We start from the raw sequence: 15,075 nt of genomic DNA on the forward strand, positions 1-15,075 counted from the left end.
CGGCATCGCCAGGAACCGTGCCTTTGTGGACGGGAACAAGCGTACGGCGATGGTCGCTGCCGGTGCTGCATCAACGGCTACCACCTTACAGCTGATAACGGCACGATCTACGAATTCGTGATGGATGTCGCGGCAGGTGAAATGAGATCGGAGCCGCGGCGTTTTTCCGCGACTGTACAGTCAAGCTCAAGGTCTAGTTCTCGGCCTTGTCCGACAGCTTGACGATCTCCCACTCCTTGCCGTTGACGGCAACGACCTCGCCGACCTTCTTGCCGAACAGGGCCATCGCCATCGGCGAGACGTGGGAGATGCTGCCTTTCGACGGGTTGGCCTCGTCCTCGCCGACGATGCGCCAATGGACCTTCTTGCCGTCGCCGTTTTCCAATGTGACGCCCATGCCGAAGCGGACCACATTGCTGCCGGACTCCGGCACCGAAAGCTCCGCGCTCTCGCGCCGCGCGGTCCAGTAGCGCAGGTCGCGGGACACTATTGCGAGGCGCTCGCGATCGCCGCGTCTTTCGGCCTTGGCCATTTGATCTCGCAATTCGGAGAGATTCTCTTCGATCATCGCGAGTCCCCGCTCCGTTACCAAATTGCGGTGCGGACTGATCGGCCGTTCGCCGACACCGGCAATGGCGTTTTCGCTGTCTTCCTCGCGGGTGAAAGCTCTACTCATAACATGAACTTAAGCTTGGTCAGGCAACTGCACAAGCGGTTTGCCTGCGAGCTGGCCTTGGCACGATTCCTGCGACGGAGCGGTTGAAACGCCAGGACCTGTGCCGATGTTGAACAGACGAACGCTGCTTGCCCGCACCACCGGCCTCGCCGCTGCCGGCCTCTTTGCCGGCAAGGCATCGGCGAAGATGCTGCCCGGCATCGAGAAGGCCACGATGCGCGGCTCGATCAATGCAATCGAAATCGGCTTGCAGCCGGGCGCGCTGGACGACCAGAGCAAGGCCTTCGCCAAGATCCTCGGCGACGCCAGCGACCGCGATGCGCCGGTGTTTCTGCCGCCCGGGACCTATCTTGTCTCCAACCTGAAGCTGCCTGCCCGCGTGCGCCTTTCGGGCGTCCCGGGCGCGACCCGCATCGTCTATGGCGGCAACGGCCACCTGATGATGGCCGACCAGGCCGAACATATCGAGCTCAGCGGGCTGGTGCTGGACGGCAGCAACCGCTGGCTGGCCGACTATACGCAAGGGCTGCTCGATCTGCGCCGCGTCGCGCATCTCGCCATCGACAATTGCCAGGTCACAGGCAGCGGCAAGAACGGGCTGGCGCTGGAACATGTTTCAGGCCGCATCGGGCGCTGCGATGTTTCGGGCGCGGCAGACGCCGGCATCTATTCGGTCGAGGCCGGCGGGCTGGAGATCTCGGGCAATACCGTCTCAGATTGCGCCAATGGCGGCATTCTGGTGCATCGCTGGCAGCAGGCGGAGGACGGCACCATTGTCAGCGGCAACCGCGTTCAGCGCATCGGCGCGAGGAGCGGCGGCACCGGCCAGAACGGCAACGGTATCAACGTCTTCCGCGCCGGCAATGTCATTATCTCCGCCAACGTCGTGTCGGACTGCGCCTTCTCGGCGATCCGCGCCAACAGCTCCAGCAATCTGCAGATCACCGGCAACACCTGCTCGCGCTCGGGCGAGACGGGGATTTATTCGGAATTCTCCTTCGAGGGTGCGATCCTCAGCAACAATCTGGTCGACGGTGCCGCCAACGGCATCTCGATCGTAAACTTCAACGAAGGCGGCCGCATGGCCGTGTGCTCGAACAATATCGTTCGCAACCTCTCGACCGTCGGCCCCTACACCGCCGACCCGCCGGGCTTCGGCGTCGGCATCAGCGCCGAGGCCGAAACCTCCGTCTGCGGCAATGTCGTGGAGAACGCGCCACTCTACGGCATGCAGCTCGGCTGGGGACCTTATCTGCGCAATGTGGTTGCAACGGGCAACATCATCCGCAAGTCCGGCACGGGCATCGTCGTCAGCGTCGTCGAGGGTTCCGGCAGCGCTGTCATTTCGGACAATATCATCGACGCCGCGCAGAACGGCGCCATCATCGGCCAGCGCTGGGCCAATCCGGTGACGGGCGATCTGGCAAGATCAACCTTTACCGGCTACGCGCATCTGACTGTCGAGCGGAACAAGGTCAGTTAGGCCAGCGCCGCCGTCGGCCGCAGCAAGCCCACCTTGGCGCCGATACGGCTTTCAACCGGCGGATGGGCGAGTTCGGCAAGCTTTGCCGCGAGCGCTTCGTCGCTGCGCAGCAGCTTGGCCAGCACGGCGGCGATCATCACCTCGGAGGCGCGGCTGGCGCCGTCATCGCATTTCAAGGCGATGCCGAGACCAAGCTCGGGCAAGGCCGCGCAATAGACGCCCTCGGCGCCGGTCTTGACGAAGATGCGGCCGGGCGCGGCCCGCATCAGCGCGAGGTCCGCCTTACCGGTGCCGGCCACCAGGAACGGTTCGGCCATGCAGGCCGAGAGCAGGCGCTTCGCCGCCTTGGCGCGTTCGGGCGCAAAGCCCCTGCCCGTCGCCATACGCGCAAAGCCCAGCGCAAAGCTCTTCAGCGGCACGGCATAGGTCGGGATCGAGCAGCCGTCGGTGCCGCAATGGTCGACATCATGCGCGGCGCCGGTTACCGATTGCATCGCGTCGCGCACCATCTCCTGCAGCGCATGGCCGGCCTTGACGTAGCCGCCATGGGCAATGCCGGAATGCACGCAGGTACAGAGGAAACCGGCATGCTTGCCGGAGCAATTGTTGTGGAGCGGGTTGGGCGCGCTGCCGGTGCGCGCCAGCGCGATCGTCGCAACGTGGCTCGACGGCCAGTGCGCGCCGCATTCGAGCGCCGTCTTGTCGAGACCGGCCTTGGCGAGCATTGCTTGCGCCAGTTCGACATGCGCCGGCTCGCCTGAGTGCGAGGCGCAGGCCAGCGCCAATTCGCGATCGCCGAAGCCGTAGGCGTCGGCAGCACCGGATTCGAGCAGCGGCAGCGCCTGGATCGCCTTCACCGCCGAGCGCGGAAACACCGGTCGCGCCGTATCGCCGATCTCCCAGACAGGCTTGCCGTCGGCGTCGAAGACAGAAACCGCGCCGCGATGAGCGCTTTCGACCACCGCGCCCCGCGTGACTTCGACCAGAACCGGATTTGCCATGCTGCCTCCCGCACGCGCGCGCCGGGCGCCGCTTCAATGCGGGCCGCTTCTACCTGATCCGATCGAGGATGGAAACGTAGTTGGCCACCGCAGCACCGCCCATGTTGAAGATGCCGCCGAGTTTTGCCCCAGGCACCTGAATGCCGCCGGCCTCGCCGGTCAGCTGCATGGCGGTGAGCACATGCATGGAGACGCCGGTAGCTCCGATCGGATGGCCCTTGGCCTTCAGCCCGCCGGACGGGTTGACCGGCAGCCGGCCGTCCTTGGCCGTGACGCCCTCCAGGGCGAGCTTCGCGCCCTCGCCGGGCTCCGCCAGGCCCATCGCCTCGTATTCGATAAGCTCGGCGATGGTGAAGCAGTCATGCGTCTCGACGAAGGAGAGGTCGTCAAGCGTGACGCCGGCCTTCTTCAGCGCCTGGCCCCAAGCCCGCTCGCAGCCCTCGAAGGAAAGGATGTCGCGCTTCGACATCGGCAGGAAATCCTGGACGTGCTCATTGGCGCGGAAGGTCACGGCGCGGCGCATCTTCAGCGCCGTCGCGGTGTCGGTGAGCACGAGCGCGGCGGCGCCATCCGAGACCAGCGAGCAGTCGGTGCGCTTCAGCGGACCGGCGACGAAGGGGTTCTTCTCACTTTCCTGACGGCAGAACTCGTAGCCGAAATCGTTGCGCATTTGGGCATAGGGATTGTCGACGCCGTTTTTGTGGTTCTTGGCGGCAATCATGGCGAGCGCATCCGACTGGTCGCCATAGCGCTGAAAATAGGCCTGCGCGATCTTGCCGAAGACGCCGGCAAAGCCGGCCGGCGTTTCGCCATCCTCGGGCAGGTAGGAGGCTTTCAGCAGGTTCTTGCCGATCTCGGGCCCAGGTGTGGTGGTCATCTGCTCGGCGCCGACCACCAACACGACGCGGGCGGCGTTGGAATCGATGGCGCGGACGCCTTGTCTCACCGCAGCCGAACCGGTGGCGCAGGCATTCTCCACGCGCGTCGCCGGCTTGAAGCGCAGCCGGTCGTCGGCCTGCAGCACCAGGCTCGCGGTGAAATCCTGCGGTGAGAAGCCGGCGTTGAAATGGCCGAGCACGATCTCGTCGACATCGTCAGGGCCGATGCCGGCATGATCGAGCGCGTCCACGGCGACCTTGGTGATCAAGCCCTCCAGCGTCTCGCCTTCGAGCTTGCCGAAACGCGAATGCGCCCAGCCGACGATGCATGCGGTCATGACAGCCTCCATCTGCCGCGCAGCCTAGCACGTCCGGTCGCGGCATGACATTCAATATTGTTCAAAAGTGAACCGTTTTCCAGCCGAAGGGATGGGGCCAGAGCGATACGATCGATTGATCCGATGCCAATTTTTTATTGATTGATGCGTCAATAAAAAATAATCTCGCTTCGAACCGGACCCCTCGCATGCCGAAAATCGGAATGGAACCGCTGCGCCGCAAGGCGCTGATCGACGCGACGATCTCGGCAATCGGCGAGCGCGGTTCGCTGGACGTCACCATGTCGGAGATCGCCGGCCGCGCCGGCGTGTCGTCGGCGCTCGCCCATCACTATTTCGGTGCCAAGGACGAGCTGCTCTTCGCCACGATGCGGCACATCCTTGCCGAGCTCAACATCGATACAAGACGAGCGCTTCGCGTCGCCGCGACACCGCGCCAGCGCGTCTCGGCCGTCGTTGCGGTCAGTTTCTCCGACGAGCAGTTCCAGCCGGAGATCATCGCGGCCTGGCTCGCCTTCTATGTCGAGGCGCAGAAATCGACCGAGTTGCGGCGGCTGCTTCGCATCTATGCGCGGCGGCTCAATTCCAACCTGATGAGCGGGCTGACCGGCATTCTGCCGAGGGCCGAAGCGGACCGCGCTGCGGAAGCGACGGCGGCGCTGATCGACGGACTCTACATCCGGCGCGCGCTGAAGGACGGCGTGCCCGGTGCGCAGACAGCGATCGCGCTCGTCGAAGATTATCTCGAAACCAAGCTCAGCGGACGGAGCCTGCCTTGACCACCGAACGACCCAATTTCCTGATCGTCATGGTCGATCAGCTCAACGGCACGCTCTTCCCCGACGGCCCGGCGGATTTCCTGCACGTGCCGCATCTCAAGGCGCTCGCCGCCCGCTCGGCGCGTTTCGCCAACAACTACACCGCCTCGCCGCTTTGCGCGCCCGGCCGGGCCTCGTTCATGAGCGGCCAGCTGCCGTCGCGCACCGGGGTCTATGACAACGCCGCCGAATTCTCCTCCTCGATCCCGACCTTCGCGCATCATCTGCGCTCCGCCGGCTATTACACCTGCCTGTCCGGCAAGATGCATTTCGTTGGACCGGACCAGTTGCACGGCTTCGAGGAGCGGCTGACCACCGATATCTATCCGGCCGATTTCGGCTGGACGCCGGATTACCGCAAGCCCGGCGAGCGCATCGACTGGTGGTATCACAATCTAGGCTCGGTCACCGGCGCCGGCGTTGCCGAGACCACCAACCAGATGGAGTATGACGACGAGGTGGTGTTTCTGGCCGAGCAAAAGCTGTACCAGCTTTCGCGCGAGCAGGACGATGCGGGACATCGGCCCTGGTGTCTCACCGTTTCGCTATCGCACCCGCACGATCCCTATGTCGCGCGCAGGCAGTACTGGGATCTTTACGAGAACTGCCAGACGCTCGATCCCGAAACGCCGTTCATCCCGCATGACGAACAGGACACGCATTCGCAGCGCCTTTACCGGGCAAGCGACTATCAGTCCTTCGAGATCACGTCCGAGCAGGTGCGCCGTTCCCGGCGCGGCTATTTCGCCAACATTTCCTATGTCGACGATAAGCTCGGCGAGCTTCTGGACGTCCTCAAGCGCACTCGCATGCTTGACGACACCATCATCCTGTTCTGCTCGGATCACGGCGACATGCTGGGCGAGCGCGGCCTGTGGTTCAAAATGAGCTTCCTCGAGGGCTCGGCGCGCGTGCCGCTGATGATCGCCGGCAACGGCGTGCCAGCCGGCCTCATCGAGGCGCCCGTCTCCAATCTCGACGTCACGCCGACGCTCTGTGACCTCGCCGGCATTGATATCGCTGCAATCGCGCCGTGGACCGACGGCCAGTCGCTGCTGCCGCTGCTCGGCGGCAAGCCGCGCACCGCACCCGTTCTCATGGAATATGCCGCCGAAGGCTCCTATGCGCCGCTGGCCGCGATCCGCGACGGCAAATACAAATTCGTCCATTGCGAGCTCGACGCGCCGCAGCTGTTCGACCTGGAGGCCGACCCGCTCGAACGGAACAACCTCGCTGACGAGCCGGCGAACGCTGCCCTGGTGGCGGCGTTCATGGAAAAGGTCCGGGCGCGCTGGGACATGGCCGCGTTCGATGCCGCGGTGCGCGAAAGCCAGGCACGCCGCTGGGTCGTCTACCCGGCGCTGCGCAACGGCGCCTATTACCCCTGGGATTTCCAGCCGCTGCAGAAAGCCTCGGAGCGCTACATGCGCAATCACATGAATCTCGACAACCTTGAAGAGAGCAAACGATATCCGCGAGGCGAATGATGGCAGACGTTCTGGTTCCCACCCTCGACCGCCTGAAGCAGGCCTATGCGGTGACCTCGACGGCGACGCAAGTCACGCCGCTGTTGGAGTCGGCCGCACTTGCGAGGGAAGCCGGCGCCGCGCGGGTGTTCGTCAAGCCGGAATCGCTGCAATGGGCGGGGTCCTTCAAGGTGCGCGGCGCCTATTGGCGCCTTAAGCGGCTGTCACCGGACGAAGCGAGGAAGGGCGTGGTCGCCTATTCCTCCGGCAATTTCGCGCAAGGGCTTGCGGCTGCCGGCCAGGCGCTCGGCATTCCCGTCACCATCGTCATGCCGATCGACGCGCCTGCCGCCAAGCGCGACGCGACCGCCGGCTATGGCGCGCGCGTGGTGCTGACCGATCATGGCGAGCGTGCCCGCGAGGAAGTCGCCGCCGCCAAGGCGCGCGAGATCGCCGAGACCGAGCAGCTCACCTTGCTGCATCCCTTCGACGATCCCGAGATCGTCGCCGGCCAGGCAGGGGCCGGGCTGGAAGCGCTCGACCAATTGGCGGCGAAGAAGGCCCACGCCGACCTGGTGTTCTGCTCGGTTGGCGGCGGCGGGCTGATCGGCGGCGTGTCGCTCGCCTTCCATTATCTGTCGCCGAAAACCGAGATCATCGCCGTCGAGCCGGAAGGCTTCAACGGCATGGGCTCGTCGCTGGCGCATGGCGCCATCGAGACGATGCCGATCGGACCGAGATCGATCTGCGACGGGCTGATGGCGCGCAAGCCAGGCGAGGCGCCCTTCGCGGCGGTGAGTGCTGCCGGCGTTCGCGGCGTCACCGTCGAGGATGCCGCGGTGCGGGGTGCAATGAAGATCGCCTTCGAGCGGCTGAAGCTGGTGCTGGAGCCTTCGGGCGCGGCCGCGCTTGCCGCGCTGCTCGGCGGCAAGGTGGATGTGGCGGGCAAAACCGTCCTTGTGTTGGCTACCGGCGGCAATGTCTCGCTCGCCGACTTTATGGCGCATATGAACAATGCTTGAAGCGGATTTCGTCATCATCGGATCCGGCTCCGCCGGCTCGGCCATGGCCTACCGGCTGTCGGAAGACGGCAAGCATTCGGTGATCGTCATCGAGTTCGGCGGCACCGATATGGGGCCGCTGATCCAGATGCCGTCGGCGCTGTCGATCCCGCTCAACATGAGCCTTTACGACTGGGGCTTCGCCAGCGAGCCGGAGCCGCATCTCGGCGGCCGTGTGCTCGCCACCCCGCGCGGCAAGGTGATCGGCGGTTCGTCCTCCATCAACGGCATGGTCTATGTTCGCGGCCATGCGCGCGACTTCGACCATTGGGCCGAACAGGGTGCTGCCGGATGGGGCTTCGCCGATGTGCTTCCCTATTTCAAGCGCATGGAGGATTCCGACGGCGGCGAGGACGGCTGGCGCGGTCACGGCGGCCCGCTGCATGTGCAGCGCGGCACGCGCAAGAACCCGCTCTACGGCGCCTTCCTCGAGGCGGGCCGGCAGGCCGGCTTCGAGCTCACCGACGACTACAACGGATCGAAGCAGGAAGGCTTCGGGCCGATGGAGCAGACCATCTGGCGCGGCCGCCGCTGGTCCGCGGCCAACGCCTATCTGAAGCCGGCTCTCAAACGAAAAAATGTTAGCCTGCTTAAGGGTTTCGCGCGACGCGTGGTGATCGAGAATCAACGCGCCGTCGGCGTCGAGATCGAAGCTCACAAACAGATTCAGGTCGTTAAGGCGCGACGTGAGGTGATTGTGGCCGCGTCGTCGATCAATTCGCCGAAGATCCTTATGCTGTCCGGCATCGGTCCGGGCGCACATCTGCAGGAAAACGGCATAGAGGTCATTGCCGACCGGCAGGGCGTCGGCCGCAATCTGCAGGACCATCTGGAGCTTTATATCCAGCAGGAAGCGACCAGACCGATCACGCTGAATTCGGTGCTCAACCCGTTCTCCAAGGCAATGATCGGCGCGCAGTGGCTGTTCTTCAAGACCGGCCTCGGCGCCACCAACCATTTCGAGGCGGCGGCCTTCGTGCGTTCGCAGGCCGGTGTCGACTACCCCGATATCCAGTATCACTTCATCCCAGCGGCGGTGCGCTATGACGGCAAGGCGGCGGCGAAGTCGCATGGCTTCCAGGCGCATGTCGGGCCGATGCGGTCGAAGTCGCGCGGCTCGGTGAGCCTGCGCTCGCCCGATCCGAAAGCGAAACCGGTGATCCGCTTCAACTACATGTCGCATCCCGACGACTGGAGCGAGTTCCGCCACTGCATCCGGCTGACGCGCGAGATTTTTGGCCAGAAGGCCTTCGACGGCTTCCGCGGCAAGGAGATTTCGCCGGGCGCCCATGTGCGGACCGACGACGAGCTCGACGCCTTCATCCGCGATCACGCCGAGAGCGCCTATCACCCTTGCGGCACCTGCAGGATGGGCCGCGCCGACGACCTGACCAGCGTCGTCGATCCGGAATGCCGGGTGATCGGCGTCGAGGGGCTGCGCGTTGCCGACTCCTCGATCTTCCCGCGGGTGACCAACGGCAACCTGAACGCGCCGTCGATCATGACCGGCGAGAAGGCGTCCGACCACATCCTTGGCCGCACGCCGCTCGCGCCATCCAACCAGGAACCCTGGATCAATCCGCGCTGGCAGGTGGCAGACAGATAGCGCATGATCCGGCGGGCGCCCTCCCCCGCCCCGGCGATTACGAACGGAGAAGACCATGCGCGCCCAGCCAACGGCATCGCACTACGTCAACGGCCGCTACATCGAGGACGAAGGCGGCGCGCCACTGCCGGTGATCTATCCGGCGACGGGCGAGACCATCGCCACGCTGCATTCGGCGACGCCGAACGTGCTGGAGTTGGCGATCGAGGCCGCGCGCGCGGCGCAGCCGGCCTGGGCACGGATGAAGCCGGTCGAGCGCGGCCGCGTCCTGCGCCGCGCCGCTGATATCCTGCGCGCCCGCAATGCCGACCTGGCGCGCATCGAGACGCTGGACACCGGCAAGGCGATCCAGGAGACGCTGGTGGCGGACGCGCCTTCGGCCGCCGATTGCCTGGAATATTTCGCCGGCGCAGTGGCGGCCTTCAACGGCGAGATGATCGAGCTCGGCGGACCGTTTGCTTACACAAGACGAGAGCCGCTTGGTGTGTGCGTCGGCATCGGCGCCTGGAACTATCCGATCCAGATCGCCGGCTGGAAGTCGGCGCCGGCTTTAGCCATGGGCAACGCCATGGTGTTCAAGCCGTCGGAGAACACGCCGCTCTCGGCACTGGCGCTGGCCGAAATCTACAGCGAGGCGGGCCTGCCCGACGGGCTGTTCAACGTCGTGCAGGGCTATGGCGATGTCGGCGCCGGCCTCGTCGGCCATGATGTCGTGGCCAAGGTCTCGGTGACCGGCTCGGTGCCGACCGGCCGCAAGGTGCTGTCGCTTGCCGGTTCGAAAATGAAGCACGCCACGATGGAGCTCGGCGGCAAGTCGCCGCTGATCGTCTTCGACGATGCCGATCTCGAAAACGCCATCGGCGGCGCCATGCTCGGCAATTTCTATTCGACCGGCCAGATCTGCTCCAACGGCACGCGCGTCTTCGTGCAGAAGGGCCTGCATGACCGCTTCGTCGAGCGGCTGACCGAGCGTACCAAAAAAATCCGCATCGGCGATCCGCTCGATCCGGAAACGCAGATGGGGCCGTTGGTCAACAAGGCGCAGCAGGAAAAGGCTGTTTCCTACATCGCCGCCGGCAGAGAGGAGGGTGCGACGCTTGCCTGCGGCGGCAACGTGCCGTCGCTGCAGGGCTTCGAAGGTGGCTTCTTCATCGAACCGACCGTGTTCACCGGCGTGACCGATGGCATGCGCATCGCGTACGAGGAAATCTTCGGACCGGTGATGAGCGTGCTGAAATTCGATAGCGAGGACGAGGTGATCGAACGCGCCAACAATACCGAATTCGGCCTCGCTGCGGGCGTCTTCACCCGCGACCTGCCCCGCGCCCATCGGGTGATCGCCGAGTTGCAGGCAGGCACCTGCTGGATCAACGCCTACAATCTGACGCCGGTGGAAATGCCCTTCGGCGGCGTCAAGCAGTCCGGCATCGGCCGCGAGAACTCGCTCGCGGCGCTGGCGCACTATTCGCAGCTGAAGGCGGTCTATGTCGAGACGGGGGATGTGGCGAGCCCGTATTGACTTGGCGATTGGCCAAAAGCCCGCAGTGACAGCAGAGATTGGCAGCTTCTGCGTTGCCGCCAGTTGCCCCCTCACCCCTTCTCCGCCGTTCCGTCCAGATACTGCGTCAGCGCGCAAACCAGATGGTAGAAGATGCTGGCCGGCACGTCGCTCGCCAATGACCGGCCGCGCTCGTCGATGCGGTCAATCCAGAGGCCGACCGGCGCCGGGTCGATGTGCCAGCGGAACAGGTGGCCGACGCGCGCCTCGATCTCCGGTTTGAGGTCCGGCCCACCCGAGCCGTCGAGCGCGATCGCAGCCTTGATCGCCTCGGCCTGCGGCCAGCTGCGCGAGACCGTGTCGAGCGGAAGGCCCTGGCGCGAGACGGCGCCATAGGCAAGGCCGGTGGCGCGGTTGAGGCCGTTGGCGACAGCCGAGGCATAGAGCTTGCGGGCGAAGCCGGTGAGTTCGGCCTGGCCGCTGCGGGCGGCGAAATCGACGAGCAGCGAGGCCCATTCGAAATGGTGGCCGGGTTCGGTCCATGTTCCTTTCGCGCCCGCCACGGGCTTCCAGCCGTCGTCGAAATACTCGCCCAGCGTCCAGCTTTCGGCATCGAAGAAATGACTGCGGAAGAGATCTATGACGCGCGCCGCGCGGCTCAGGTAGACGCGCTCGCCAGTGGCTCTGTGCCAAGCGAGAAAGGCTTCGAGCAGATGCATGTGCGGGTTGGAGCGACGCTCGCCCTCGCCGTCGGAGGTTTCGAGGAAACCTGTCATGCGGCTGTCCTCGAGATGAGCATCGAGGAAAGCAAAGGTTTCCTCGGCGAGCCGCAACGCATCGGGATGACCCGACATATGCGCGTGCGCCAGCGCCAACAGCACGCAGGAATGGTCGTAGGCATCCTCGACCGGATCGGCGACCGAGCCGTCGATATTGAGCGTGCGCACCCAGCCGCCTTTGTCGGTGCGGCCCCGGCCTGCCATGAAGTCAAGGCCATGAGCGATCAGCCGATCCGCCGGTCCGTCCCAGCCGCGCTCCTTGGCGACGGCGAAGGCATAGATCTGACGCGCCTGGGTGCGCATGCGTTTTGGCTTCATCAACGGCGCGGCGTCGAAGCCCAGCGCCTCGTGGAAGCCGCCATGGCGCTCATCGACGCCGGCGGTCGACCACAGCGGCAGCGTCTCCTCGAACAGCCAGTGCCGAACGCGGCGCCGCCAGGCGCCGCTCTCGATGACGCGGTCATGCGCCGGCGTGAACCTCGTCTCCAGCCGACCGGATTTCTCTAGCTGCTCGACGATCTTCTTGACGTGCTGGCTGTGGCTGACCGGCGCCACGAAGGTGGCGTCGGCCGTCGAGACGATCGCCACGTCCTTCATGCCGATGGCCGACAGCAGCCGGCCGTCGCCGCGGATGTAGGAGTTCTCGCAATCTATGGCCAGGACATCGCCAAGGATGACGTTACCGTGGCTGTCGGACGGGCCGACATCGAGCAGCGACTGCCACGAACCGAGATCGTTCCAGCGGAATCCGGCCGGCACCATGGCGATGTCCTTGGCCCGCTCCATGACAGCGTAGTCGATCGAGGTCGACGGGATCGCCCAGTAGAGTTCCAGCGGCATGTAAAGCCCGGAAAGATCGTTGGTCGCCGCGTGATACGCGGCTTCCGTCGCCTGCCAGATCTTGGGCTCGAACGCGGCGAAGGCAGCGCGCATGACGCCGGCGCGAAACAGGAAAATGCCGGTATTCCAGTAGAAACTGCCGGCGTCGAGATAAGCCCGCGCGGTGGCGAGGTCGGGCTTCTCGACGAAGCGAGAGACGTCGAACACGCCGTCGCGGTCGGCCGCGACCTCGATATAGCCATAGCCGGTTTCGGGCTGCGTCGGCTTGATCCCGAACACCACCAGGCGACCGGCTCTCGCCGCCGCAGCACCCGCTTCAACGCTCTGCCAGAACTGGCGCGCGGTGGAGATTTCGTGGTCGGAGGGCACCACGAGAACAAGCTCGTCGCCAAATTCGGAGAGGGTGCGCAGGCTGGCAAGCGCCACGGCAGCGGCGGTGTTGCGCCCGGTGGGCTCGAACAGCGGCCCGCCGCCGGCGAGATCAATGCCGGCAAGATCGGCATGGACGCGCTCGGCATGGCGCTCCGATGCGATGAGAAAGATCGGCGTCTGCCCTTCAGGCCGCGCGGCCAGCCGGCGCAAGGTCTTGGCCAGCATCGAGCCGTCGCCGGAAAGGTCGTGGAATTGCTTGGGATTGTCCTCGCGCGACAGGGGCCATAACCGCGAGCCGACGCCGCCGCTCATGACGAAACTGACGATGCGCTGGCTCATGGCTGCCCTGTTAGAAGGTCTGGTTGTAGGCGCCGACTTCGGGACTGCGGCGCAGCACGGCGTCGACGGCTTCGAACATCTGCCGGCGCCGCTCGGACGATACCGGGCTCTCCACCACCACGACAAGCTCGGGCTTGTTCGAGGAGGCGCGCACAAGGCCCCAGGTGCCGTCCTCCGCAACGACGCGCACACCGTTGACGGTGATGAGCGTTACGATCTTCTGGCCGGCAAAGTCAGCACCTTCGCGGTGCATCGTCTGAAAATCCGCCACGACGCGGTCGACCACGCCGTACTTCACCTCGTCGGGGCATTGCGATGACATGGTCGGCGTACCGTAGGTCAGCGGCAACGCGCGGCAGAGATCGGCCATCGAGCTCCGCAGATTGCGGTCGAGCATCTGGCAGATGACGATCGCAGTGATCAGCCCGTCGTCATAGCCGCGGCCGATAGGCGGGTTGAAGAAGAAATGCCCGGATTTCTCGAAGCCGGCGACGGCACCGAGCTCGGCAACGCGGCGCTTGATGTAGGAATGGCCGGTCTTCCAATAGTCAGTTGTGGCGCCGTTCGCCTTGAGCACATGATCGGTGGCGAAGAGCCCCGTCGACTTGACGTCGACGACGAAGGCCGAGCCCGGACGGAGCGATGAAGTATCGCGCGCGAGCATGAGGCCGACCTTGTCGGCGAAGATCTCGTTGCCCTCGTTGTCGACGACGCCGCAGCGGTCGCCGTCGCCATCGAAGCCCAGTCCGACATCTGCGCCCGTCTCCAGCACCTTCTCGCTGATGGCACGCAGCATCTGCATGTCCTCGGGATTGGGATTGTAGCGCGGGAAGGCATGGTCGAGCTCGACGTCGAGCGGGATCACCTCGCAGCCGACACGCGCCAGCGCTTCCGGCGCGAAGGCGCCGGCCGTGCCGTTGCCGCAGGCACAAACGACCTTGAGCTTTCTCGAGATGTGTTTGCCCTTGGTAAGATCATCGACATAGAGCTCCCGGAAACCGGAGATGAACTCGTAGGCACCGCCGCCGCGGAGGTCGAAGTCGGCTTCGAGCACGATCTTCTTCAACGCGCTCATCTCTTCCGGACCGAAGGTGAGCGGCCGCGCCGCCCCCATCTTGACGCCGGTCCAGCCATTCTCGTTATGCGAGGCGGTGACCATGGCGACCGAGGGTGTATCGAGCGCGAACTGCGCGAAATAGGCCATGGGGGACAAAGCCAGGCCGATATCCTTCACCCGGGCGCCCCCTGCCATCAGGCCGGAGACCAGCGCCAGCTTGATCGACAGCGAATAGGAGCGGAAATCATGGCCGGTGACGATATCCGGCCCAACGCCCAAGCGCCGGATCAGCGTGCCCAGACCCATGCCGAGCGCCTGGACGCCGATCAAATTGAGCTCCGGCGCCTTGGTCGAGCCGGGATGGCCGACCCACCAGCGCGCGTCGTACTCGCGAAAGCCCGACGCCGTGATCAGCGCCGAGGTCTCGAATTCGAAGCTGTTGGGCCGGGCTTCGCCAACAATCGTGAAGGTCAATGGTCGAAACTCCAGAGAGCCGGAATGCCGATCTGTAAAGGGCGCGGCTTATCACGAAAGCCTTTAAGCCGGTCTTTATCCGACGGCTAAATCGCATGCCATCCGGGCAAGCTGGGTGAAAGCCGAGAAATGCGACACAAGTGCAGCCATTGACGCTTGCAGGATCGGAAAGTGGCGGCTATAAGCCCGCCGTCTGGTCACGGAGTGTAGCGCAGTCTGGTAGCGCACATCGTTCGGGACGATGGGGTCGCAGGTTCAAATCCTGCCACTCCGACCAGAACGAAATCTCCCGAAAGTCTTTAGTTTCCCTGATTATTCAAACCTTTCGGCTTCGCGCAGAGAACCGTATCGCTGCGTGACGCTTCAAGACGCGACGCGCTTGCCGCATG

At 64.9% G+C, this 15,075-nt stretch carries 12 protein-coding genes and 1 tRNA gene; 8 read left to right on the forward strand and 5 right to left on the reverse strand.

Features of this window, described 5'->3' with window-relative positions; genetic code table 11:
• The first annotated feature begins 4 nt into the window (after positions 1-4).
• Positions 5-121, forward strand: coding sequence for a hypothetical protein (locus tag A9K71_RS33025; RefSeq protein WP_348626996.1), 117 nt, complete (start codon positions 5-7; stop codon positions 119-121).
• Between the two features lie 72 nt (positions 122-193).
• On the opposite strand, the gene greA is transcribed toward A9K71_RS33025, so the two are convergent.
• Positions 194-676: a transcription elongation factor GreA gene (gene greA, locus A9K71_RS16500; protein ID WP_066997710.1), complete on the reverse strand. Its 483-nt coding sequence runs from the start codon at positions 674-676 to the stop codon at positions 194-196.
• A 106-nt stretch (positions 677-782) separates the two neighbouring features.
• On the opposite strand from greA, the gene A9K71_RS16505 reads away from it, so the two are divergent.
• Positions 783-2,159, forward strand: a complete 1,377-nt coding sequence (locus tag A9K71_RS16505; protein WP_066998151.1) for a TIGR03808 family TAT-translocated repetitive protein — start codon at positions 783-785, stop codon at positions 2,157-2,159.
• Here the strand turns inward: A9K71_RS16505 and A9K71_RS16510 are convergent.
• Positions 2,156-3,160 (reverse strand): asparaginase, encoded by a 1,005-nt coding sequence (locus A9K71_RS16510; RefSeq protein WP_066997713.1) that lies wholly within the window; start codon positions 3,158-3,160, stop codon positions 2,156-2,158. The two genes, A9K71_RS16505 and A9K71_RS16510, sit on opposite strands and share 4 nt — an antisense overlap.
• A 49-nt stretch (positions 3,161-3,209) precedes the next feature.
• On the reverse strand, positions 3,210-4,376 hold the full coding sequence (locus A9K71_RS16515; protein ID WP_066998153.1) for an acetyl-CoA acetyltransferase: 1,167 nt from the start codon (positions 4,374-4,376) through the stop codon (positions 3,210-3,212).
• A gap of 188 nt (positions 4,377-4,564) precedes the next feature.
• Between A9K71_RS16515 and betI the strand changes: the two genes are divergently transcribed.
• The 5 genes from betI to betB are packed head-to-tail and all read left to right on the forward strand — an operon-like array spanning position 4,565 to position 10,846.
• Positions 4,565-5,155 (forward strand): transcriptional regulator BetI, encoded by a 591-nt coding sequence (betI, locus tag A9K71_RS16520; RefSeq protein ID WP_066997716.1) that lies wholly within the window; start codon positions 4,565-4,567, stop codon positions 5,153-5,155.
• Positions 5,152-6,681, forward strand: a complete 1,530-nt coding sequence (betC, locus tag A9K71_RS16525; RefSeq protein WP_066997719.1) for a choline-sulfatase — start codon at positions 5,152-5,154, stop codon at positions 6,679-6,681. Before betI ends, betC begins: the two co-directional genes overlap by 4 nt.
• The gene (locus A9K71_RS16530) at positions 6,678-7,682 is read left to right on the forward strand and encodes a pyridoxal-phosphate dependent enzyme (protein ID WP_066997722.1); all 1,005 of its coding nucleotides are present in this window, start codon (positions 6,678-6,680) and stop codon (positions 7,680-7,682) included. The genes betC and A9K71_RS16530 overlap by 4 nt, the downstream gene beginning before the upstream one ends.
• A complete protein-coding gene (gene betA, locus A9K71_RS16535) occupies positions 7,675-9,327 on the forward strand; it encodes a choline dehydrogenase (RefSeq protein WP_066997725.1) in 1,653 nt (550 codons plus the stop codon). The genes A9K71_RS16530 and betA overlap by 8 nt, the downstream gene beginning before the upstream one ends.
• A gap of 55 nt (positions 9,328-9,382) precedes the next feature.
• Complete coding sequence (gene betB / locus A9K71_RS16540) at positions 9,383-10,846, forward strand: betaine-aldehyde dehydrogenase (protein ID WP_066997727.1); 1,464 nt, start codon at positions 9,383-9,385, stop codon at positions 10,844-10,846.
• A 71-nt stretch (positions 10,847-10,917) separates the two neighbouring features.
• On the opposite strand, the gene A9K71_RS16545 is transcribed toward betB, so the two are convergent.
• Positions 10,918-13,155 (reverse strand): AGE family epimerase/isomerase, encoded by a 2,238-nt coding sequence (locus tag A9K71_RS16545; RefSeq protein WP_066997730.1) that lies wholly within the window; start codon positions 13,153-13,155, stop codon positions 10,918-10,920.
• 10 nt (positions 13,156-13,165) lie between these two features.
• Positions 13,166-14,686, reverse strand: a complete 1,521-nt coding sequence (locus tag A9K71_RS16550; protein ID WP_066997733.1) for a phosphomannomutase/phosphoglucomutase — start codon at positions 14,684-14,686, stop codon at positions 13,166-13,168.
• A 200-nt stretch (positions 14,687-14,886) separates the two neighbouring features.
• Here A9K71_RS16550 and A9K71_RS16555 point away from each other — a divergent pair.
• Positions 14,887-14,963 (forward strand) — tRNA-Pro (locus A9K71_RS16555).
• The last annotated feature ends 112 nt before the right edge of the window (positions 14,964-15,075 follow it).

It is taken from the genome of Mesorhizobium sp. WSM3873, from assembly GCF_001672445.1.
GTDB lineage: Bacteria > Pseudomonadota > Alphaproteobacteria > Rhizobiales > Rhizobiaceae > Mesorhizobium.

What these genes read in the sequence shown, in the direction of transcription:
- A9K71_RS16515 (WP_066998153.1), bottom strand. Translation starts at nt 4,376, where the DNA reads ATGACCGCATGCATCGTCGGCTGGGCGCATTCGCGTTTCGGCAAGCTC.
- betA (WP_066997725.1), top strand. Translation starts at nt 7,675, where the DNA reads ATGCTTGAAGCGGATTTCGTCATCATCGGATCCGGCTCCGCCGGCTCG.
- A9K71_RS16510 (WP_066997713.1), bottom strand. Translation starts at nt 3,160, where the DNA reads ATGGCAAATCCGGTTCTGGTCGAAGTCACGCGGGGCGCGGTGGTCGAA.
- betB (WP_066997727.1), top strand. Translation starts at nt 9,383, where the DNA reads ATGCGCGCCCAGCCAACGGCATCGCACTACGTCAACGGCCGCTACATC.
- A9K71_RS16530 (WP_066997722.1), top strand. Translation starts at nt 6,678, where the DNA reads ATGATGGCAGACGTTCTGGTTCCCACCCTCGACCGCCTGAAGCAGGCC.
- greA (WP_066997710.1), bottom strand. Translation starts at nt 676, where the DNA reads ATGAGTAGAGCTTTCACCCGCGAGGAAGACAGCGAAAACGCCATTGCC.
- A9K71_RS16545 (WP_066997730.1), bottom strand. Translation starts at nt 13,155, where the DNA reads ATGAGCCAGCGCATCGTCAGTTTCGTCATGAGCGGCGGCGTCGGCTCG.
- betI (WP_066997716.1), top strand. Translation starts at nt 4,565, where the DNA reads ATGCCGAAAATCGGAATGGAACCGCTGCGCCGCAAGGCGCTGATCGAC.
- A9K71_RS16505 (WP_066998151.1), top strand. Translation starts at nt 783, where the DNA reads ATGTTGAACAGACGAACGCTGCTTGCCCGCACCACCGGCCTCGCCGCT.